The sequence below is a fragment of the Sphingomonas elodea ATCC 31461 genome, assembly GCF_000226955.1.
In the GTDB taxonomy this organism is placed as follows: domain Bacteria; phylum Pseudomonadota; class Alphaproteobacteria; order Sphingomonadales; family Sphingomonadaceae; genus Sphingomonas; species Sphingomonas elodea.
In genome coordinates this window covers 12,360-32,695 of sequence record NZ_AGFU01000061.1, presented here as the reverse complement: position 1 = coordinate 32,695, position 20,336 = coordinate 12,360, and the positions used below count along the sequence as shown (strand labels likewise).

At 67.0% G+C, this 20,336-nt stretch carries 18 protein-coding genes and 1 tRNA gene; 10 read left to right on the top strand and 9 right to left on the bottom strand.

The window, feature by feature from the left end; all coding sequences use genetic code 11:
• Positions 1–31 precede the first annotated feature (31 nt).
• Genes KK7_RS0115485 through KK7_RS0115465 form a run of 5 tightly spaced genes read left to right on the top strand, consistent with a single transcriptional unit; the run spans position 32 to position 4,723 of the window.
• A complete protein-coding gene (locus tag KK7_RS0115485; RefSeq protein ID WP_010545561.1) occupies positions 32–919 on the top strand; it encodes a DUF481 domain-containing protein in 888 nt (295 codons plus the stop codon).
• A gap of 51 nt (positions 920–970) precedes the next feature.
• Positions 971–2,179, top strand: a complete 1,209-nt coding sequence (locus KK7_RS0115480; protein ID WP_010545560.1) for a hydrolase — start codon at positions 971–973, stop codon at positions 2,177–2,179.
• Positions 2,176–3,192 carry an arginine N-succinyltransferase gene (locus KK7_RS0115475; RefSeq protein WP_010545559.1) on the top strand — a complete coding sequence of 339 codons (1,017 nt, stop codon included), beginning with the start codon at positions 2,176–2,178 and terminating at the stop codon, positions 3,190–3,192. The genes KK7_RS0115480 and KK7_RS0115475 overlap by 4 nt, the downstream gene beginning before the upstream one ends.
• On the top strand, positions 3,189–4,451 hold the full coding sequence (locus KK7_RS0115470; protein WP_010545558.1) for an N-succinylarginine dihydrolase: 1,263 nt from the start codon (positions 3,189–3,191) through the stop codon (positions 4,449–4,451). The genes KK7_RS0115475 and KK7_RS0115470 overlap by 4 nt, the downstream gene beginning before the upstream one ends.
• Before the next feature lie 59 nt (positions 4,452–4,510).
• Entirely contained in the window at positions 4,511–4,723 is a 213-nt protein-coding gene (locus tag KK7_RS0115465; RefSeq protein ID WP_010545557.1) for a hypothetical protein, read from the top strand.
• 48 nt (positions 4,724–4,771) lie between these two features.
• Here the strand turns inward: KK7_RS0115465 and KK7_RS0115460 are convergent.
• Positions 4,772–4,848: transfer RNA gene (locus KK7_RS0115460), tRNA-Arg, on the bottom strand.
• Between the two features lie 83 nt (positions 4,849–4,931).
• On the opposite strand from KK7_RS0115460, the gene KK7_RS0115455 reads away from it, so the two are divergent.
• Positions 4,932–5,429, top strand: a complete 498-nt coding sequence (locus KK7_RS0115455) for a hypothetical protein (protein WP_010545556.1) — start codon at positions 4,932–4,934, stop codon at positions 5,427–5,429.
• Between the two features lie 7 nt (positions 5,430–5,436).
• On the opposite strand, the gene KK7_RS20920 is transcribed toward KK7_RS0115455, so the two are convergent.
• Together KK7_RS20920 and KK7_RS0115445 are read right to left on the bottom strand one after the other, a co-directional pair.
• Positions 5,437–5,958 carry a tetratricopeptide repeat protein gene (locus KK7_RS20920; RefSeq protein ID WP_040598855.1) on the bottom strand — a complete coding sequence of 174 codons (522 nt, stop codon included), beginning with the start codon at positions 5,956–5,958 and terminating at the stop codon, positions 5,437–5,439.
• Between the two features lie 29 nt (positions 5,959–5,987).
• Entirely contained in the window at positions 5,988–7,175 is a 1,188-nt protein-coding gene (locus KK7_RS0115445) for an RsmB/NOP family class I SAM-dependent RNA methyltransferase (protein WP_029623334.1), read from the bottom strand.
• A gap of 148 nt (positions 7,176–7,323) precedes the next feature.
• Between KK7_RS0115445 and KK7_RS0115440 the strand changes: the two genes are divergently transcribed.
• A complete protein-coding gene (locus KK7_RS0115440) occupies positions 7,324–9,078 on the top strand; it encodes a GGDEF domain-containing protein (RefSeq protein WP_237709232.1) in 1,755 nt (584 codons plus the stop codon).
• Here KK7_RS0115440 and guaB read toward each other — a convergent pair.
• The 3 genes from guaB to KK7_RS0115425 all read right to left on the bottom strand — a co-directional run bounded on the left by guaB (position 9,063) and on the right by KK7_RS0115425 (position 11,863).
• Positions 9,063–10,520 carry an IMP dehydrogenase gene (gene guaB / locus KK7_RS0115435; RefSeq protein WP_010545552.1) on the bottom strand — a complete coding sequence of 486 codons (1,458 nt, stop codon included), beginning with the start codon at positions 10,518–10,520 and terminating at the stop codon, positions 9,063–9,065. The genes KK7_RS0115440 and guaB overlap by 16 nt on opposite strands.
• Positions 10,521–10,597: 77 nt before the next feature.
• Positions 10,598–10,987: a hypothetical protein gene (locus tag KK7_RS0115430; RefSeq protein ID WP_010545551.1), complete on the bottom strand. Its 390-nt coding sequence runs from the start codon at positions 10,985–10,987 to the stop codon at positions 10,598–10,600.
• Positions 10,988–11,044: 57 nt separating this feature from the next.
• Positions 11,045–11,863 carry an HpcH/HpaI aldolase/citrate lyase family protein gene (locus KK7_RS0115425; RefSeq protein ID WP_010545550.1) on the bottom strand — a complete coding sequence of 273 codons (819 nt, stop codon included), beginning with the start codon at positions 11,861–11,863 and terminating at the stop codon, positions 11,045–11,047.
• A gap of 50 nt (positions 11,864–11,913) precedes the next feature.
• Between KK7_RS0115425 and KK7_RS0115420 the strand changes: the two genes are divergently transcribed.
• Genes KK7_RS0115420 through KK7_RS0115410 form a run of 3 tightly spaced genes read left to right on the top strand, consistent with a single transcriptional unit; the run spans position 11,914 to position 15,205 of the window.
• A complete protein-coding gene (locus tag KK7_RS0115420; protein ID WP_010545549.1) occupies positions 11,914–12,897 on the top strand; it encodes an SPFH domain-containing protein in 984 nt (327 codons plus the stop codon).
• A gap of 8 nt (positions 12,898–12,905) precedes the next feature.
• Positions 12,906–13,364 carry an NfeD family protein gene (locus KK7_RS0115415; RefSeq protein ID WP_010545548.1) on the top strand — a complete coding sequence of 153 codons (459 nt, stop codon included), beginning with the start codon at positions 12,906–12,908 and terminating at the stop codon, positions 13,362–13,364.
• Positions 13,365–13,384: 20 nt separating this feature from the next.
• Positions 13,385–15,205: a DUF885 domain-containing protein gene (locus tag KK7_RS0115410; RefSeq protein ID WP_010545547.1), complete on the top strand. Its 1,821-nt coding sequence runs from the start codon at positions 13,385–13,387 to the stop codon at positions 15,203–15,205.
• A gap of 74 nt (positions 15,206–15,279) precedes the next feature.
• On the opposite strand, the gene KK7_RS0115405 is transcribed toward KK7_RS0115410, so the two are convergent.
• From KK7_RS0115405 to carB, 3 genes are all read right to left on the bottom strand, one after another.
• The gene (locus KK7_RS0115405; protein ID WP_010545546.1) at positions 15,280–15,906 is read right to left on the bottom strand and encodes a rhomboid family intramembrane serine protease; all 627 of its coding nucleotides are present in this window, start codon (positions 15,904–15,906) and stop codon (positions 15,280–15,282) included.
• Positions 15,907–15,914: 8 nt separating this feature from the next.
• Positions 15,915–16,391, bottom strand: a complete 477-nt coding sequence (greA, locus tag KK7_RS0115400; RefSeq protein ID WP_010545545.1) for a transcription elongation factor GreA — start codon at positions 16,389–16,391, stop codon at positions 15,915–15,917.
• A 354-nt stretch (positions 16,392–16,745) separates the two neighbouring features.
• Complete coding sequence (carB, locus tag KK7_RS0115395; RefSeq protein WP_010545544.1) at positions 16,746–20,075, bottom strand: carbamoyl-phosphate synthase large subunit; 3,330 nt, start codon at positions 20,073–20,075, stop codon at positions 16,746–16,748.
• Between the last annotated feature and the right edge of the window lie 261 nt (positions 20,076–20,336).

Genomic DNA, 20,336 nt, shown 5'->3' with positions numbered 1-20,336 from the left:
GCCCCGAAACTATGGCTAGGACAAACGCGACATGCGCGCCCTGTTTCTTGCCTTTCCGCTGCTGCTCGCGAATGCGGAAGATCCCCCGATCCCCCCGACGATCAAGGCAATGCTCGATGCGGCGATGAGCTCCGGCAACGAGGCCGATGTCGCGGTGATCGTCAAATACGCCAAGACCGCCGACCCGGCGAGCGCACCGCTCGTCGCGAGGATCGCCGGCGACTGGCGCTCGAAGCGACGCGAAGTCGCCCAGCAGGCACTACGCGAGGCGCGCTTCCTGCAACTGGTGAAGGGCCATATCGAACTCGGCGGCTATGTTACCACCGGCAATTCCGAAAATATCGGTGTCACCGCCACTGCCGAAGTGAAACGCGAGGGCATCGAATGGCGGCACAAGCTGCGCGTCCAGGCCGATTTCCAGGAGAGCCTGGGCGTCACCACGCGCGAACGCTACCTCGCCGCCTACGAGCCCAACTGGAAGTTCGACAGCCGGGCCTATATGTACGGCGCGGCCCAGTATGAAAGCGATCGGTTCTCGGGCTTCGGCGACCGTGTATCGCTCTCCTCCGGGGCCGGGTACAGCGCGATCAAGAACTCCACGATCAAGCTCGATCTCGAGCTCGGCCCCGCCTATCGCTATACCCGCTTCATCGGTGCGCCGGCGGAGAACAACATCGCCGCGCGCGGATCGGTGGACTTCGCCTGGAAGCTGTCGCGTGGCATGTCGGTAACCCAGACCGCCTCGGCCTATATCGAAAAGGACAACAGCACGGTGGCGAGCAAGTCCGCGCTGCTCGCACGCCTGATCGGCCCGCTCTCGGCGCAGCTCAGCTACACGGTGCAGTATGAAAGCGCGCCGCCGATCGGCCGCGTCACCACCGACACGACCAGCCGCGCCGCGCTCGTCCTGGACTTCTGATCGCGTCGGCGGGGGTGTTCAACCGCCCCCGTTCCGGTCTACCCTCACGATATGAACAAGCTATCCGCGATAGAACGGACGGCGATCGAGCGTGCCCAGGCCGCGCCGATGCTGGAGAGGACCCTGGGCTGGACAGCGATCAACAGCGGCACCCGCAATCTTGCCGGGCTAGCGCGGATGGCGGAGGCGCTGGCGGATGCCTTCGCGACGCTGCCCGGAACGCTGGAACTCGTCGCGCCCGATCCGGTCGAGACGGTAACGGCAGCCGGCGCCATCGAACCGCTCGACCATGGCCGGCACCTGCTGCTGACGGTACGCCCCGGCGCGCCGGTGCAACTGCTCTTCACCGGCCATATGGACACGGTCTTCGACGTCGATCACCCCTTCCAGCAGACGCGCTGGCTGGAAAACGGCCATCTGAACGCGCCCGGCGCGGCCGACATGAAGGGCGGACTCGCGCTGCTGCTGGCCGCACTGGAAGCGGTGGAAGCAAGCGCCGCCGCCGCACGTCTCGGCTATACCGTGCTGATCAACTCGGACGAGGAGACGGGGTCGCTATCCTCGCGCGGTCTGATCGAACGGGCAGCACAGGGCAAGGCGGCGGCGCTCACCTATGAACCGGCGCTGCCGGACGGCACCCTTGCCGGCGCGCGCGGGGGGACCGGCAATTTCTCGCTCGTCGTCCACGGCCGAAGCGCCCATGCCGGCCGCAACCCGGAGGACGGCCGAAACGCGCTGGTCGCCGCCGCAGAACTGGCGGTACGACTGGCCGACGCCAAGGCGCCGGGCCTCTCGGTAAACCCGGCGCGCATCGACGGCGGCGGTCCCAACAACGTGGTCCCCGATCTCGCCATCCTGCGGGTCAACTTCCGGCCCGGCGATGCCGCGGCGACGGCGCTGGCCCAGGCCGCGCTGGACGATGCCATCGCCGCGGTCAGCGCCGAGCAGGACGTTCATGTCCACCTGCATGGTAGTTTCAACCGACCGCCCAAACCCATTGATTCGCAAGCCGCACGCCTGTTCGATCTGGTCCGCGATGCGGGTGCAGATCTCGGCCTGCCGATCGCCTGGAAGGCAACCGGCGGCGTATGCGACGGCAACAACATCGCCGCGTGCGGCGTCCCGGTAGTCGACACCATGGGCGCGCGCGGTGGCGCCATTCATTCCACGGAGGAATATCTGATCCCCGACAGCCTGCCCGAGCGCGCCGCGCTCTCGGTCCTCACCATTCTGCGCCTCGTCGAGCGTGGCCGCCCATGAGCAGCTTTCGCATCCGCGCGGCGCGCGACGAAGACCTTCAGCCCTTGTATGAGATGGCAAAGTTAACCGGCGGTGGTTTCACGAATTTGCCGCCGGACAAACCTGCCCTCCGCGCCAAGCTGGACCGCAGCCACGAAGCGTTCGCCCGCACCGAGGACGAGACGGAAGTCGACGACCTGTTCGTGCTGATCCTCGAAAATGTCGAAACGGGCGAAGTTCGCGGCACCTGCCAGATCTTCACCCGGGTCGGCATGAAATGGCCTTTCTACAGCTATCGCATGGGCACGGTGACCAAGCACAGCCAGGAACTGAAGCGGACCTTCCGTGCCGAGATCCTCAGCTTGGTCAACGATCTTGAGGGTTGCAGCGAAGTCGGCGGCCTGTTCCTGCATCCGGGCGAGCGCGCCGGGGGCCTGGGCCTGCTGCTCGCTCGTGCCCGCTATCTGTTCATCGCCCAGCACCGCGCCCGGTTCGCCGATCGCATTCTCGCCGAACTGCGCGGCGTGATCGACGAGGCCGGCGGCTCCCCTTTTTGGGACGGGGTTGCCGGAAGGTTCTTCGGGATGAATTTTCAGCAGGCGGACGAATTCAACGCCACCCATGGCAACCAGTTCATCGCCGATCTTATGCCCAAGCATCCCGTCTATACCGCCATGCTGTCCGAACACGCTCGGGCAGTCATCGGCCTGCCCCATCCATCGGGACGTGCTGCGATGCGAATGCTGGAAAACGAAGGGTTTGCCTTCGAAAGCTACATCGACATCTTCGATGGCGGCCCGACAATGACGGCCCGCACCGACCAGGTAAAGACGGTCCGCGAGGCGCAGCGCTCGACCATCGCCGCGATCGCGCCGGGCGGGGAGCAGGCGCTGGTCGCGACCGGTCGCCTCGCCAGTTTTCAGGCAGCGCTTGCGCAAGTGGCCCCGAACGATGGGGGTATCTCGCTGGATCCGGTTTCGGCGGAAGCGCTTGGAGTTCAGATCGGAGATGAACTCTTGTGGGTAGCTAGATGATGCTGATGGAAATCAACTTCGACGGCATCGTCGGCCCCAGCCATAATTATGCCGGACTGAGCCACGGCAATCTCGCCGCGACACGCAACCGCGGCCAAGTCTCGCACCCACGCACCGCAGCGCTGCAGGGCATCGCCAAGATGCGCGCCAATCTCGCGCTCGGACTACCGCAAGGAATCCTGCTCCCCCACGCCCGGCCAGATCATCGCTGGCTGGCCGAACTCGGCCTGAGATATGACCGTGCGCCGCTGCACAGCCAGGCCCAGGCCCTCTCCGCCTCGCCGATGTGGGCGGCGAACGCGGCGACCATATCTCCTGCGCCGGACACCGCCGATGGCCGCTGCCATCTGAGCGTCGCCAATCTCGTGACCATGCCGCATCGTAGCCACGAATGGCCCGAGACGCTGGCGCAGCTGCGCCTCGCCTTCGCCGATCCCGCCTTCGCGGTGCACGGCCCCGTGCCTGCCCCGTTCGGGGACGAAGGTGCCGCCAACCATATGCGGCTTGCTACCTCGCACGACGCAGCCGGCGTCGAGATCTTCGTCTATGGCATTGCGGGCGGCCCCTTCCCGGCGCGTCAGCACCCGGACGCCAGCGCCGCGATCGCTCGGCGCCATCTGCTCAATCCGGAACGCACCCTGTTCGTCCAGCAATCGGAAGAGGCGATCGCCGCCGGCGCCTTCCACAACGATGTCGTGGCGCTGGCGAACGGTCGCGTCCTGTTCGCGCATGAACATGCCTTCGCCGACAAGGACCGTTTCTACGATCGCCTCCGCGCCATGATGCCGGAGGTAGAAATTGTGGAGGTGCCGGCGGCCGAGGTAAGCTTGGCGGATGCGATCGCCTCCTATCTGTTCAACGCGCAGTTGGTGACGCTTCCCGGCGGCGAGACCAGCCTGGTGCTGCCGAGCGAGGCGCGCGACACGCCTTCGGTGTGGCACTGGCTGGAAGCGCACGTCGCCGGCAACGGCCCGATACGCCGGCTGGAGGTGGTGGACGTGCGCGAATCGATGGCGAACGGCGGCGGGCCAGCCTGCCTGCGCCTTCGTGTCGTGGCCGATCCGGCAACGGTCGATCCGCGCTTTCTGGTCGACGACGCCAAGCTCGATCGAATCGCGGGTGTCGTGGAGGCATATTGGCCCGAGGCGATTGATCCTGCCGCCATTGCCGATCCGGCCTTGGTCGCACGCATCGAAGCCGCCCGCCGCGCGCTGCTGGAGACGCTCGACATTGTCGAGTTAACTTACACTTTACCATAAGCCGAAGAGAAAGATCGGCGGAAATCCGGGGCTGGCACGCGGCTTGCTGCGCGCCAGCCATGCTGTACCGGATCGGCCGTCTCTTCGTGATCAAGTCGAAGTTCGAGGCCTATCTCGTGATCTTCGGCCTCGCCAACGGCGCGGTCGAGCGCGGCTTTCACTATATGAGCCTGTACCCGGGACTCGGCGGCAAGCTGCTGTTCGCGGTATGCCCGATCGCGGTGTTCATGGCAGGGGGCCGCATCCTCGACAGCATCGACGCCGGGATCTGAGCAGCACAGAAACACAAACCCCCGCCGAGCTGGGCTCTGGCGGGGGAGTGGCGCGCCCGGAACGATTCGAACGTCCGACCCTCAGATTCGTAGTCTGATGCTCTATCCAGCTGAGCTACGGGCGCCTGGTGGAGGGCAGCCTTTACGGGCGGTTTCGGAACAGCGCAAGCCCGTTGCACCAAGTTTTCCACAAGCATATGGCGGGGCCATGCGATCGCTCCCCCTTCTCGTCGCAGGCGCTGCGCTGCTTGCCGGCTGCGCCCAGACCAGCACGCGCTATCCCTCGCTGCTCCCCAGGGCGAACGAGACGCTCGACTTCACCGAACCGGCACGGCCCGCGCCCCAGGCGACTCCGGATGCCGGACTCGATGCCCGGATCACCACGCTGTCGGTAACGCTCGACGTCATCGATCGCGAGTTCCAGAAGGCGGCCAAGGATGCGGAGACGAAAGTCGCCCGTGCGCGCGGGCTCGCGGCAGGCAGCAGCCCGTGGCTCGATGCCCAGACCGCGCTGAGCGTATTGGATGGCCTGCGCGCCCGGGCCGGCGTGACGCTCGGCGATTTCGACCAGTTGCGGATCGAGCGGGCACAGAGCGGCCAGCCGGACTATCCTGCGCTGCAGGCCGCCGTCCGCCGCGCCGCCGAGATCGTCGCTGCCGAGGAAAATCGGGCGCGCACCCTGGAAGCGGCGATCGCGCCCAGCTAATCCGCGATCAGGGCTTCGCCGTTTCCTTCGCAGGCGCATTGGCCGCGACGGGGGTCGGTGCAGGCGCCGGTGCCGGCGGCGGCCCCTTGGCGATCGACGCGGCCAGCGTCGTCGCTTCGGCGCAGCCCGCCTTGCAGATCGTCTTGATCTTGGCGAGATTGTCCTTCGCGCGGGTCATCGCGCCCTTGGAAACCATCGCCTCCCCCTGCCCGCGAAGCGCGGTCAGATCATTGGGATCGAGCTTCAGCGCCTCGCCATAGACGCGGATCGCCTTGCCGGGCAGGTCCTGCACACGCGCGATATCGGCGATCAGCACGAATGCCTCGCGGTTGCGCGGGTCGACCGCCAGCGCGGTTTCCAGAAGGTCGTTGGCACCGCCGAGATTGCCGGCAGCCTGCGCGCTGCGCGCTTGGCGGACCAGTTCCACCGAGCGCGGATCGAGCTGGCTGTCCGGCCGCTGGGCGCTCAGCCCGCTCGACACCGTCAGTACCAGCAGCGCACCCGCCACCGAGAGAGTCGTGAACCGCATCAACATCTCCAGAACTCCATTGCCCGGGGCTAGCATTGCCGCACCAGCTTCGCGACAAAAAACCCGTCGGTCGTATCATAGCGCGGCGTAAGGCGAATGCCCTGCCCGCGCGGTCGCCCGGCCGGCGGATCGAGCGGTTCGGCGGTCCAGCCTGGCTGGGCTGCGAGAAAACGCTCCACCTGCCCCGCCCCTTCCCGGTCGAGCAGCGAGCAGACGACATGCACCAGCGCGCCGCCCGGCCGTACCAGCTGCGCCGCCACGTCCAGCAGGTGCGCCTGCGTATCGACATAGCGATCCAGTTGCGCCGGGGTCAGCCGCCAGCGCGCTTCCGGGTTGCGGCGCCACGTGCCCGTGCCCGAGCAAGGCGCGTCGACCAGCACGAGATCGGCACGCCCGCGCCACGGCGACAGCCGCTCGGCCTCGCGGCCCGGATCGAGCAGCAGCGTCTCGGCGATGGTGACGCCGGCGCGCTCGGCTCGCGGCATCAGCCGGGACAGCCGCGGCCGGTCGACGTCGCAGGCGAGGATCGTGCCGCGATTCTCCATCCACGCCGCCAAAGCCAGCGTCTTGCCGCCGCCGCCGGCGCAGAGATCGATCACCGTCATGCCGGGGGCCGCACCGGCCAGCGCACTGACGAGCTGGCTGCCGGCATCCTGCACCTCGAACAGCCCCTCCGCATAGGCAGGGGTGCGGTCCACCGGCGTGTCTTCCGGAAGCCGCAGCGCGTCTGGCGCGAAGGGGAGCGTGGCCGCGCCGTCGAACAGGGCCGCGACATCCCCGGCCGTCGTCTTCAGCCGGTTGACCCGCAGGTCGAGGGGGGCCCGATCGAGCAGCGCCGAACGCTCCGCCGCGTCGAGGCCGGACGCTTCGAACGCCGTTTCCAGCCAGACCGGGGCGGTGCCCGGCGCGGCCACCGGTTCGCCCGCCACGATCGCAGCCGGCCCATAGCGCGATCCGTCGAACAGGGCAGCAAGAGCAGGATCGCCCTGCGCAAGCGCCAATATGGCGGCACGGCCGGACACCGGCACCTCGCCGCAATGCCGGATTGCGTCATAGACCAGGGTTCGCACCGCGCGACGATCCTTCGATCCGGCGAAGCGACGTTCGGCGAACCAGCGCGCAAGGAGGACGTCGGCGGCTGCCCCCCGGTTGCGCGCCGCCCCCAGGATCAGGTCTAGCAGGTCGATCGCCATCTGGACGCGTGCGGCAGGAGTCATGCTCCGTGCGCTAGGCCGAACCGCGTCCGAATGCAAAGTTGGCACCGACAAAGATGCATATTCAGGAAGATAGCCTTTGTCGGTAAGGTATCGTAAATCATTCTGGATGCATTTCGTGACGATGGGGATTGGGAGTCTGGTGCGCGGCGTGGCAACCACGTCCCTGCTCCGCTGTATGGCGGTGTTGCTGGTGCTGTTCGCGCCGGTGGCCGCCGGAGCGGTTCCAGTCCCGCTCGATTCGCGCCTGTGCCTTGCGGTGACGCCGATCGCCACGCCGGACGCTGTCCCCGATCGCAACCATTTTTCCTGCCGCCGTCCGCTCTCCGCCTATGACCAGGCGAGCCTGTGGGTGCGCATCGATCCGCACCGCTACGATCCGGAAGGCAAGGCGGTGACGCTGCTGGTCCACCACACCCGCTTCGACCGGCTTGCCGTGGCGTTCCGCTATACCGACGGGACGATCGAGTGGCAGCAGGTGCAGAGCGGCGGCTTCGGCGATCACTGGCGCCCAGGTGCCCAGATCGCCTTCACGCCGAACGATCGATCCGCCGCGCTCGAATCCATCACCCTGCGGGTCGATCGACTGACCAGCTACCAGTTGCTGCGCCTGCGCCTGGTGAGCGCGGGCGAAGCCGATATCGAGAACGGCCTTCTCGCCGCGCTGATCGGTGCCGCGTTGACCCTGCTGGTGGCGGGGGCGCTCTACAATTTCTCGCTCGCGCTGGGCATCCGGCGGCAATATCTCGCCTGGCAAGGTGCCTGGGCCGTGGCGATGTTCCTATGGGGTGCGATCTGGTCCCAGTTCGGCCTGCTGGTCGCGCCCGGCATGGCGGGCACCGTCGCCGCGCAGAGTTGCACCGCGCTTTCCGCTCTGGCGGTGCTGCTGGCCACGCTGAGCACGACGACCGCGCTGGCAGGCGGCACCGTGCCGCAGCCGCTGCGGCTGCTGGCCTTGCTGCTCGGCTTCGCGGTCGCGGTCCTGGGCGTGCCTGCCACGCTGGCACGCACGACCATGATCGAGCAGATCGTGCCGATTCTGGGCGTGTCAGTGCTGGCGAACCTGGCCGTCGTGCTGCTGTGCCTGATCTATGGGATACGGCGCGGGAGCCCGGAGGCGCGCGATCTGCTCGCTGCCTGGTCGGTTCCCATGGCAGCCCTAGCGCTGACCCAGGTCGTCGATATCGGCAGCCGGTTCTGGGGCGGCGGGCCGCAGATCCTGGTGCTGTTCACCTCCGCCTGGCAGACGATCTGGCTGTCGATCGCGGCGAGCCGCCGTCTCTCCCGCTTGCGCACCGAACGCGACATGGCGCGCGCCGCCGAAGCCCGGGCAAGCGAGTTGGCCGAGCGTGACCCGCTGACCGCGATCCGGAACCGCCGCGGCCTGGTCGAAGCGGCGCAGGCGCTCACCCATGCGGCGAGCGAGGACGCGGCGGCGATGGGATTGCTGCTGATCGACATCGATCGCTTCAAGGCGATCAACGACGAGCATGGCCATGACGTCGGTGACGTGGTGCTCTGCACCATCGCGACGCGGCTGGCGCGCTGGGAGGGGCCGCGCTGCGCCGTCGCGCGACTGGGGGGCGAGGAGTTCGCGATGGTGCTGACCCATCGCAGCGGCACGGCGCTGGCCAGTTTCGCCGATCATGTGCGGCAGGAGATCGCGGCATGCGATCACAGCGCCGAGATCGGGCACCAGCGCGTTACCGTCAGCATCGGTATCGCCGAGGCCGGCGGGGGTGCAGACTTTGCCCAATTATATCGGGATGCGGATCGCGCACTCTATGCCGCCAAGCGGGACGGTCGCGATCGTGTTTGCCGGATCGATCCGGCGGCCGAGCCGGTCTCCCCGTCGCGGGCGCGGTCGCCCGCGACGGAAGGGAACCGGATTCAGCGCGTCGGGTAGTTCGGCGCCTCGCGGGTGATCGTCACGTCATGGACGTGGCTTTCCTTGAGACCCGCATTGGTGATGCGCACGAAGCGCGCCTTCTCCTGGAATTCCGGCAGCGTCGCCGCGCCGACATAACCCATCGACGCCTTCACGCCGCCAACCAGCTGGTGGATCACGTCGCGCGCCGGGCCCTTGTACGGCACCTGCCCTTCGATGCCTTCCGGCACCAGCTTCAGCTGATCCTTGATATCCTGCTGGAAGTAGCGATCGGCCGAGCCCTTGGCCATCGCGCCCACCGAGCCCATGCCGCGATACGACTTGTAGGCACGGCCCTGGTAGAGGAAGGTCTCGCCCGGCGCTTCCTCGGTGCCCGCGAGCAGCGAGCCGATCATCGCCGCGCTCGCACCGGCGGCCAGTGCCTTGGCGATGTCGCCCGAGGTGCGGATGCCGCCATCGGCGATCACGGGCACGCCCGACTTGGCCGCTTCCTCGGCCGCATCCATCACCGCGGTGAGCTGCGGCACGCCGACGCCGGCGACGACGCGGGTGGTGCAGATCGAGCCCGGCCCGATGCCGACCTTGAGGCCATCCGCGCCTGCATCGATCAGCGCGCGCGCCGCTTCGGCGGTGGCAATGTTGCCGGCGATCACCTGCACGCGGTTGGAGAGCTTCTTCACCCGCTCGACCGCGCGGCTGACGTCCTTGTTATGGCCGTGCGCGGTGTCGATCACGATCAGGTCGACCTCGGCATCGACCAGCGCTTCGGTGCGGGCAAAGCCCTTGTCGCCCACCGTCGTCGCCGCCGCGACGCACAGCCGGCCGCTGGGATCCTTGGTGGCGTGCGGATAGGTGACGGCCTTCTCGATATCCTTCACCGTGATCAGGCCGACGCAGCGATAGGCGTCGTCGACCACCAGCAGCTTCTCGATCCGGCGCTGATGGAGCAGGCGACGCGCCTCTTCCTGCGCGACGCCGACCTTCACCGTGGCGAGGTTCTGGTGGGTCATCAGCTCGGAGACGAGCTGGTTGGGGTTCTCGGCGAAGCGGACGTCGCGATTGGTCAGGATACCGACCAGCTTGCCGCTGGCTTCGACGATCGGGATCCCGCTGATCCGGTGCTTCGCCATCAGCGCCTGCGCCTCGGCGAGGGTGCCGCTGGGCGCCATGGTGATCGGATTGACGACCATGCCGCTCTCGAACCGCTTGACCGCGCGGACCGCCTCGCACTGCTCGTCCACTTCCAGGTTGCGGTGGAGCACGCCGATGCCGCCGAGCTGCGCCATCACGATCGCCATGTCGGCTTCGGTGACGGTATCCATCGCCGAGGAGAGGATCGGGATGTTGAGCGCCAGGTTCTTCGTCACGAAGGTGCGCGTATCCGCCATGCTCGGCACGATTTCGGATTCGCCCGGATAGAGGAGGACGTCGTCGAACGTGAGGCCGAGTGGGATTTCCATGGGGGTGCGCCAAATCCTTGAGTCGAATGTTGGCGGCCCATGTAACCGCAAGGGTGCGGATGCGCTAGGGGGCAGGTTCAGGCGTGGACCGGGGGTGTTCCCGGATAGAGCAGGTCGCGCTCGATCTGCACCTGCTTGCGGATGATGCCAGCCAGCTTCCGCGATGCCACGACATAGGCCGGCCAGTTCTCGACCGCCCGCGCGGTGGGCCAAGCGCTGATGTGATCGGTATAGAACATGCGCATGTCGAGGCTGCCGCCGGGCAGCGACTTCGCACCCTCCGCCCTGGCGCCCCCTTCGAGAAGGGATGCATTGACCAGCAGGTCGATCGCCTTGCGCCGTGCGGCAACGGCACGGGCGATCTGATAGCGCACCCGGGAGAGCTCCGCCACGTTGCAGCAGGGCAGCGCCAGCAGGGCCTCGATCTCTCCGAGTGCCTGGAGCAGCGTGCCATCGAGTTCGTGCATATTCTCCATGGTTTAACCATAGAAGATGAGAGCAACACCGACGCCCTCGCCGGCAATTTAATCGACGTTGCCGGCCCGTTCCAGGATATGCCGGGCCTGGGCGACATGCATCGCCTCGATCATCCGGTCACGGAAGCGTTCCGCACCGCCGGTCGCCGCGGCCACCAGCGCGCGCGCCTCGGCGACCTCTTCCGCCGTCGGTGCGAACGCCGCCCGCGTGGTGGAGATCTGTCCGGGATGGATCAGCGTCTTGCCGTCGAAGCCGAGGGCCCGCCCTTCCCTGCACTCGGCGGCAAGCCCGTCGAGGTCGGCGAGCGCGTTGAACACGCCGTCCAGCGCCCAGCCATTCCCCGCTCGCGCCGCCAGCACCACCGTCTGCAACGCAAGGGACAGCCCGCCGCGCCCGGCGGCGGCCGGGATACCGAGGCTCGCCTTCAGATCGTTGGTCCCGGCGATGAGCCCCGTGACGCCGGGCTCGGCGGCAATCGCGACCGCCGCCAAAACGCCGGCCGGCGTCTCGATCATCGCCAGGATCGGCTTGCCCACGGCATCGGCGACGCGCGCTGCCGTGGCTGCGTCCTCGACCTTCGGCACCACGACCAGAGCCGCCGCCGATCGCGCGATCGCCGCCAGGTCGGGGCCATGTTCCGCGGTATCGGCCGCATTGACCCGGATCGCCGCGATCCGGTCTCCGAACCCCTCCGCCACCGCGGCCACGGCGGCTTCGCGCGCGGCATCCTTGTCCTCCGGCTTCACCGCGTCCTCGAGATCGAGGATCACCATGTCGCAATCGAGCGTGCGGGCCTTGCCAACGGCGCGCGGATTGGATGCGGGGAGGAACAAGGCGGTGCGAGGGGCGAGAGCCATGCTGGTCATGGCCCTTCTCTATGCTAGCACTACTGCCGATTGCGAGGGGAGTCGGGCGTATGGACGTGCTTTTCGTGTTTCTGGCCGGGCTGACCGTGCTGGTGCTGTTCTACCTGCTGGCCAGCGTGAAGATCGTCACCCAGGGCTATCAGTACACGATCGAGCATTTCGGCCGCTTCACCACCGTCGCGGCGCCCGGTTTCAACTTCTACCCCGCCTTCTTCTACCGTGTCGGCCGCAAGGTGAACATGATGGAGCAGGTGATCGACATTCCGGGCCAGGAGATCATCACCAAGGACAATGCGATGATCTCCACCGACGGCGTGGTGTTCTTCCAGGTGCTGGATGCCGCCAAGGCCGCCTATGAAGTGTCGGACCTGTACGTCGCGCTGCTCCAGCTGACGACGACCAACCTGCGCACGGTGATGGGCTCGATGGACCTGGACGAAACCCTGTCCAAGCGCGACGAGATCAATGCGCGGCTGCTCTCGGTGGTCGATCACGCCACCACGCCCTGGGGTGTGAAGATCACCCGCGTCGAGATCAAGGACATCCGCCCGCCGGCCGATATCGTCAACGCCATGGGCCGCCAGATGAAGGCCGAGCGCGAGAAGCGCGCCAACATTCTCGAGGCCGAAGGCGCCCGCCAGTCCGAGATCCTGCGCGCCGAGGGCCAGAAGCAGGCCCGCATCCTGGAGGCCGAAGGCCGCCGCGAATCCGCCTTCCGCGACGCCGAGGCCCGCGAGCGCGCCGCCCAGGCCGAGGCAGAGGCGACCCGGCTGGTCTCCGATGCGATCGAATCCGGCAGCAGCCAGTCGCTCAACTATTTCATCGCGCAGAAATATGTGGAGGCGGTCGGCAAGTTCGCGACCTCGCCCAACGCCAAGACGATCCTGTTCCCGGTCGAGGCGACCCAGCTGATCGGTACGCTGGGCGGCATCGGCGAACTGGCCAAGGACGCGCTGTCCGGCGGTGCCTCCAAGCCCTCCGCCCCGTCCGTGCCCCAGGCCCGGCGCCCGGGTCCGTTCGACCAGCAGGGCTGATCGCCCCGGTGGACTGGCTGCAGCATCCCGCTCTTCTATGGCTGATCGCCGCGACCGTGCTGGGCATCGCGGAGCTGATCGTGCCGGGGGTATTCCTCGTCTTCATCGCCATCGCCGCGGCGCTTACCGGGGTCGTCACGCTGCTCCTTCCCGATCTTGCGCCCGCGGGCCAGATCCTCGGCTTCATTGCCTGGTCGGCGGTGACCGTCCTGCTGGGGCGTCGCTGGTACCGCGAGTTTCCGATCGCCAGCGCCGACCCGCTGCTCAACGACCGCGTCGCCCGACTGATCGGCGATGTCGTGACCGTGGTCGAGCCGATCAGCGACCATGGCGGCCGCGTCCGCGTCGGCGATGGCGAATGGCCCGCGCGCGGACCTGACAGCCCCGCCGGTACCCGCGTGCGGATCACCGGCGCCAAGGGTACGACCCTTCTGGTCGAGCCGCTCCCGTACCTTCCCCAAGACTGAAACCAATCGAGGTCGAATTGATGCGTACCACCCGTCGCGACGTGCTGCTCGGATCGAGCGCCCTGCTGGCCACCGGCGCGGGCGCGTGGCCCGCGCTTGCCGCCGCGCCCGCCGCCGAAGCCCAGGCCCAGGCGCTGATCGATCGCGCGGCCGAGGCGCTGCTGGTGCTGAACCCGGAGGGTGCGACCGGCCTCGGCATCGACACGGGCGCGCGGGCCGCGCTCAAGCACAAGCTCGGTGATCGCACCCCGGCAGGGATCGCCAAGATGGCGGCGCATCTGAAGGCCACCCTGGCCGAGATCGAGCGGATCGACGTGAACGCGGTAAGCCCCGAGATGCGCGTCCATCTCGACGTGATCCAGACCGCCTATGCCAACGGCCTGAAGGGCATCGCCTTCCCGTACGGCGACGTCGCGGTAGGGAGCTGGCGCAACACCCCCTATGTCGTGATCCAGAATGTCGGCGCCTATATCGACATTCCGAAGACGCTCGACAGCGACCACCAGATCGCGACGCGCGACGATGCCGATGCCTATTGCGACCGGCTCCAGGCCTATGCGGGCGCGCTGGACGGCGAGACCGAGCGGCTGAAGCAGGCCGCGAGCGTCGGCGTGATCGCGCCGGACTTCCTGCTCGACAAGTGCCTCAAGCAGATCCGCCTTGCCCGCAGCGGCGATCCGGCCGAATGGGACGTGGTGACCTCGCTCGCCAAGCGCACGGCCACCATGCCCGGCGAATATGAAGCCCGTGCGGCCAGGATCGCCGCAGAGCAGGTGGGCCCCGCGCTCGACCGCCAGATCGCCGAGCTGGAAAAGCAGCGCGCCCGCGCCACCTCGGACGCCGGCGTGTGGAAGTTCAAGGACGGCGACGCCTATTATACCTGGGCGCTGAGCGCCGGTACCACCACCACGATGTCGCCTGACGAAGTGCATGCCATGGGCAAGGCCCAGCTTGCCGAGCTCCAGGCCGAGATGGACACGATCCTCAAGTCGCTCGGCTATACGCAAGGTTCGGTCGGCGCGCGGATGCGCGGGCTGGCTACCGACAAGCGCTTCGCCTTCCCCGAGAACGACGCCGGCCGCGCCGAGATCATCCAGATCCTCCAGAAGAGCATCGACGATATGCGCGGCCGGATGCCGCAGGCGTTCCACACGCTGGTGCCCGGCAATGTCGAGGTGAAGCGGATCCCGGTGGTGGAGGAAGCCGGTGCCGCCGGCGCCTATGGCGGCCCGGGCACGATCGACGGCAAGATCCCCGGTCGGCTGTGGATCAACCTGCGCTCGACCGGCATCTGGACGCGGTTCAGCCTGCCCGACCTCGCCTATCACGAAGCGATCCCCGGCCATGCCTGGCAGGGCGAGTACACGTTCAAGATGCCGCTGATCCGCTCGCTTCTCCAGTTCAACGCCTATTCGGAAGGTTGGGCGCTCTATGCCGAGCAGCTGGGCGACGAGTTGGGCGTCTACGCCGAAAACCCGGCGGCGAAGCTGGGCTATCTCCAGTCGCTGGGCTTCCGCGCGTGCCGGCTGGTGGTCGACAGCGGGCTCCACGCCAAGCGCTGGACGCGCGAACAGGCGATCCGCTGGTTCGTCGAGGCGAACGGCTCGTCGGAGGACGAGGTGCAGGGCGAGGTGGACCGGTACTGCTCCTGGCCGGGCCAGGCCTGCGGCTACAAGGTGGGCCACACCGCGATCAACCGACTGCGGACGCAAGCCAAGACCGCGCTCGGCGACCGGTTCGACTTCCGCGCGTTCAACGACGCGCTGCTGCTGGGCGGCAACGTGCCGATGACGGTGCTCGGCCATGTGATCGACCGGCACATCGCGCAGCGGAAGGCTTGAGGTGCCCTACAGCCCAAATGTCATCCCGGCCTTCGCCGGGATGGCGGCGGAAAAGGTGGGTCCGTTCCCGCCCCTCAGGCGTGGCGCCAGCGCCAGAGCAGCATCGGCCGGGCCAGTGCCAGGCCGATCAGGAAGCCGCCGATATGCGCCCAGATCGCGACGTCGATGCCACCCTGGAGGAAGGCGAAGCCCATCAGCAGATTGATGCCGATCCAGGCCGCGGCCAGCCAGGCGATATGGACCAGCTGCGCCGGGATCGGCCCGACGGCCTTGGCGCGCTGGCGGCCATAGAGCAGCGAATAGGCGCCGACCACTGCCGAACTCGCCCCGCTCGCCCCGATCATCGGCGCGGTCGACATCGGCCCTGCGAGCCACTGCGCGGCGCAGCCGACATAGGCACCGATCAGGTACAGCGTCACCATCCCCTTGGCGCCGATCGCGCGCTCGGTTTCCTGTCCGGTGAAGGCGAGCATCAGCATGTTCATGCCGAGATGGGCGAGACCGCCATGGACCAGCGCGGAGCTGAGCGGCGTCGCCCACACCGGCACCAGCGGCCCGGGCAGGAGCAGCCCGCCGGAAACGCGTGCCGGAATGAACCCTGCCGCATATTGGATCTGCGCCACGTTCGGCGCGAAATTGGCGATCAGGCTAACCGCGACCGTGACGGCGACGATCACCGTCGTGGCGCTGACCTTCCGCATCGGCTGGCTCAGATGAACTCGACCTTGGAGACGAGGTAATAGCGGTCGCCCGCCGGCACCGACACCTCGACCTCTTCGTCGACCTTGCGGCCGATCAGCGCGCGGCCGATCGGCGAATTGTACGAGATGCGGCCCTTGCTGGCATCCGCCTCGGTCTGGCCGACGATCTGGTAGGTGACCGGCTTGTCGTCCTCGTCGAGCAACGTCACCGTCGCACCGAACACGACCTTGTCGCCCGAAAGCTCGCGTGGATCGATGATCTGGGCGCGGCTCAACTTGTCCTCGATGTCGGCGATGGTCGCCTCGACCTGGCCCTGCCGCTCCTTGGCGGCATGATATTCGGCGTTTTCGGAGAGGTCGCCATGCGCGCGGGCTTCCTCGATCGCGTCCACGATCAACGGCCGCTCGGCCTTCAGCCGCTTCAGCTCCTCGCTGAGCTTCTGATAGCCTTCCGCCAGCATCGGCATCTTCTCGACGGTCGCCATAACGCCCTTGTCCTTCAATACACCCCCGGTACCGACCGTCGCCCGAAAACGACGTCCGCACACTTACATCGGTTGGGGAAATCCATCGTGCGAACGCAAATAGTAAGATGCAGGGCGAAAAACATCAAGGCGGGGGGAGGAAAACGCAAGATTTGGTTCTTCGCCGAACCTTTAGCCCCTCCTCCTCGGAGGAGGGGTTGGGGTGGAGGGATTCCAGACCATTGGTTGGTCTCGGTGAGACCCTGCCCCACCCCAAACCCCGCATCAGGTGAACAGCGCCCCGCGCTGTTCAGGCGCTGCTGGGAGCAGCGCCGACCTGATGCGCCTGAAGGGGAGGGGCTTAAGTGAGGCCCCTCACCCCCGCGTGGCGAAATACGCTTGGATCGGCTGCACCTCGAACGCCTGCGCACGCATCGCCGCGATCGCCCGCGCTGCCGCGACGCTGCCCGGTGCCGTGGTGAAATACGGCACCTTCTGCGCCAGCGCCGAGGCGCGGATGCTCATCGAGTCCTTGAGCGACTGCCAGCCCTCGGTGGTGTTGAAGATCAGCGCGACGTCGCCGTCCTGGATGCGGTCGACGATGTGCGGGCGGCCCTGGGCCACCTTGTTCACCGTCTCCACCGCGATCCCCTCGGCGGCGAGGAACTCCGCCGTGCCGCTGGTCGCGATGATCTTGAAGCCGAGATCGGCGAGGATCTTCACCCCCGGCAACACCACCGCCTTGTCGCCCTGCTTGACGCTGACGAACACCGTGCCGCCCTGCGGCAGCACCGTGCCGGCGCCGAGCTGCGACTTGGCGAAGGCGGTCGCGAAGTCCTTGTCGATGCCCATCACCTCGCCGGTCGACTTCATCTCGGGCGACAGCACCGGATCGACGCCGGGGAAGCGCGCCCAGGGGAACACCGCTTCCTTCACCGCGATATAGTCGATGTCGCGGTCGATCTTCGGCAGGTTGGCCAGCTTCTCGCCCGCCATCACCCGGCTGGCGATCTTGGCGATCGGCGCGCCGATCGCCTTGGCGACGAACGGCACCGTGCGGCTGGCGCGCGGGTTGACCTCGATCAGATAGACCTCGCCGTCCTTGACCGCGAACTGGATGTTCATCAGCCCCTTGACCTTGAGCGCGCGCGCCAGCGCCACGGTCTGGCGCTCGATCTCGGCGATGATCTCGGCGGGCAGGCTGTAGGGCGGGATCGAGCAGGCGCTGTCGCCCGAATGGACGCCGGCTTCCTCGATATGCTGGAGCACGCCCGCCACGACGACGTCGGTCCCGTCGGCGATCGCGTCCACGTCCACCTCGATCGCGTCGCGCAGATACTGGTCGATCAGCACCGGCGAGTCGCCCGAGACCTGCACCGCGGTCTGGATATAGTCGTCGAGCTGCTGGAGGCTGTCGACGATCTCCATCGCCCGGCCGCCGAGCACATAGCTCGGCCGCATCAGCACCGGATAGCCGATCCGCTCGGCCACGCGCACCGCCTCGTCACGGCTGCGGGCGATGCCGTTCATCGGCTGCTTGAGGCCCAGCTTGGCGACCAGATCGGCGAAGCGCTCGCGGTCCTCGGCCAGGTCGATCGCATCGGGGCTGGTGCCGAGGATCGGGATGCCCGCATCCTCCAGCGCCTTGGCGAGGTTGAGCGGGGTCTGGCCGCCGAACTGGACGATCACGCCGACCAGCTCGCCCTTCGACTTCTCGACCTCGAGGATCTCGAGCACGTCCTCGGCGGTCAGCGGCTCGAAATAGAGCCGGTCCGAGGTGTCATAGTCGGTGCTCACCGTTTCGGGATTGCAGTTGACCATGATCGTCTCATAGCCCGCATCGGCCAGCGCGAAGCAGGCGTGGCAGCAGCAATAGTCGAACTCGATGCCCTGCCCGATCCGGTTCGGCCCGCCGCCCAGGATCACGATCTTGCGGCGGTCGCTCGGCTCGGCCTCGTTCTCGGGTTCGCCGAAGCTCGGCGCCTCATAGGTCGAGTACATGTACGGCGTCTTCGCCTCGAACTCGGCGGCGCAGGTGTCGATCCGCTTGAACACGGGGCGCACGCCCAGCCGGTGGCGCAGCTTGCGCACCTCGGCCTCGGTCACCCCGCCCGAGATGGCGTTGGCGATCTCGCCGATCAGGCCCGAGCTACGCGCCATCGCCTCGCTGCCCGCGCGGAGATTGACCGACTTGAGCGCCAGATAGGCCAGCCTTTTGTCGCTGAAGCCCATCGCCTTGAGGCGGCGCATGCCCACCGCGTCCTGCGGCAGGCCGTTGGTCGCGACATCCTTCTCGGCGTCGAGGATCTCGGCGATCCGCTGAAGGAACCAGGGGTCGTAGCTGGTGAAGCGCTGGACCTCCTTGACGCTGAAGCCTTCGCGCATCGCCTGCGCCGCGATCAGCAGCCGGTCGGGCGAGCGCACGGTCAGCGCCGCCTCGATCACGTCGCGCGGCGCGCCGACCAGCCGGTCGACATCGTTGAAGCCGCTGAGGCCGGTTTCCAGCCCGCGCAGCGCCTTCTGGATCGATTCGTGGATCGAGCGGCCGATCGCCATCACTTCGCCGACCGACTTCATCGCCGTGCCCAGCACCGCCTCGGCGCCCTTGAACTTCTCGAAGGCGAAGCGCGGGATCTTGGTGACGACGTAGTCGATCGTCGGCTCGAAGCTCGCGGGGGTCGCGCCGGTGATGTCGTTGTCGATCTCGTCGAGCGTATAGCCAACCGCGAGCTTGGCCGCGACCTTGGCGATCGGGAAGCCGGTGGCCTTGGACGCCAGCGCCGAGGAGCGGCTGACGCGCGGGTTCATTTCGATCACGATCAGGCGGCCGTCCTTCGGATTGACCGCGAACTGCACGTTGGAACCGCCGGTCTCGACGCCGATCTCCCGGAGACACGCGATCGATGCGCTGCGCATGATCTGGTATTCCTTGTCGGTCAGCGTCAGCGCCGGTGCGACGGTGATCGAATCGCCGGTGTGCGTGCCCATCGGATCGATATTCTCGATCGAGCAGACGATGATGGCATTGTCGTTCCGATCCCGGACGACCTCCATCTCATATTCCTTCCAGCCGAGCAGCGATTCCTCGATCAGCACCTCGGTGGTCGGCGACAGGTCGAGCCCCGAGCGCACGATCGCGATGAATTCCTCGCGGTTGTACGCGATGCCGCCGCCCGAGCCGCCCATGGTGAAGCTGGGGCGGATGATCGCGGGCAGGCCGACATAGTCTAGCGCGGTCAGCGCCTCGGCCTCGGTATGCGCGATCGCCGAGCGGGCGCTTTCGAGCCCGATCTTGGTCATCGCGTCCTTGAACTTCAGCCGGTCCTCGGCCTTGTCGATCGCATCGGCATCGGCGCCGATCATCGTCACGCCGAACTTCTCCAGCGTGCCGTCGCGGAACAGCGCGAGCGCGGTGTTGAGCGCGGTCTGGCCACCCATCGTCGGCAGGACGGCGTCGGGCCGCTCCTTCTCGATGATCTTGGCGACGACCGCGGGCGTGATCGGCTCGATATAGGTCGCGTCGGCCAGCTCGGGATCGGTCATGATCGTCGCCGGGTTCGAATTGACCAGGACGATGCGATAGCCCTCTTCCTTCAGGGCCTTGATCGCCTGCGTGCCCGAATAATCGAACTCGCACGCCTGACCGATAACGATCGGCCCCGCGCCGATGACGAGGATGGAGGAGATGTCGGTGCGCTTAGGCATTATGATTGCCCCAGTAGAGGGGTTGGATTTTGATCATTAATCCAGTTCCAATATACCTGCGGAAGAAACCCATTAATAGCCTCAGATGAAACCGGAGTAATTACAAAGCTATTTGGATTTATAAATGGCTGAATACTGTTCAATAATTGATCCATGCCAGCCGACGATTTTATGTATATCGTCCCTGCGAAAAGGTTCAAATATTGATAGGTTAGCGAGTTAGACCGAACAAACTCTACAAGCCTGTGCGGCGCGGGATCC

Bases quoted from the DNA above. Each gene is read 5' to 3' on its own strand.
- KK7_RS0115485 (WP_010545561.1), top strand. From the start codon at position 32: ATGCGCGCCCTGTTTCTTGCCTTTCCGCTGCTGCTCGCGAATGCGGAA.
- KK7_RS0115480 (WP_010545560.1), top strand. From the start codon at position 971: ATGAACAAGCTATCCGCGATAGAACGGACGGCGATCGAGCGTGCCCAG.
- KK7_RS0115475 (WP_010545559.1), top strand. From the start codon at position 2,176: ATGAGCAGCTTTCGCATCCGCGCGGCGCGCGACGAAGACCTTCAGCCC.
- KK7_RS0115470 (WP_010545558.1), top strand. From the start codon at position 3,189: ATGATGCTGATGGAAATCAACTTCGACGGCATCGTCGGCCCCAGCCAT.
- KK7_RS0115465 (WP_010545557.1), top strand. From the start codon at position 4,511: ATGCTGTACCGGATCGGCCGTCTCTTCGTGATCAAGTCGAAGTTCGAG.
- KK7_RS0115455 (WP_010545556.1), top strand. From the start codon at position 4,932: ATGCGATCGCTCCCCCTTCTCGTCGCAGGCGCTGCGCTGCTTGCCGGC.
- KK7_RS20920 (WP_040598855.1), bottom strand. From the start codon at position 5,958: ATGCGGTTCACGACTCTCTCGGTGGCGGGTGCGCTGCTGGTACTGACG.
- KK7_RS0115445 (WP_029623334.1), bottom strand. From the start codon at position 7,175: ATGACTCCTGCCGCACGCGTCCAGATGGCGATCGACCTGCTAGACCTG.
- guaB (WP_010545552.1), bottom strand. From the start codon at position 10,520: ATGGAAATCCCACTCGGCCTCACGTTCGACGACGTCCTCCTCTATCCG.
- KK7_RS0115430 (WP_010545551.1), bottom strand. From the start codon at position 10,987: ATGCACGAACTCGATGGCACGCTGCTCCAGGCACTCGGAGAGATCGAG.
- KK7_RS0115425 (WP_010545550.1), bottom strand. From the start codon at position 11,863: ATGACCAGCATGGCTCTCGCCCCTCGCACCGCCTTGTTCCTCCCCGCA.
- KK7_RS0115420 (WP_010545549.1), top strand. From the start codon at position 11,914: ATGGACGTGCTTTTCGTGTTTCTGGCCGGGCTGACCGTGCTGGTGCTG.
- KK7_RS0115410 (WP_010545547.1), top strand. From the start codon at position 13,385: ATGCGTACCACCCGTCGCGACGTGCTGCTCGGATCGAGCGCCCTGCTG.
- KK7_RS0115405 (WP_010545546.1), bottom strand. From the start codon at position 15,906: ATGCGGAAGGTCAGCGCCACGACGGTGATCGTCGCCGTCACGGTCGCG.
- greA (WP_010545545.1), bottom strand. From the start codon at position 16,391: ATGGCGACCGTCGAGAAGATGCCGATGCTGGCGGAAGGCTATCAGAAG.
- carB (WP_010545544.1), bottom strand. From the start codon at position 20,075: ATGCCTAAGCGCACCGACATCTCCTCCATCCTCGTCATCGGCGCGGGG.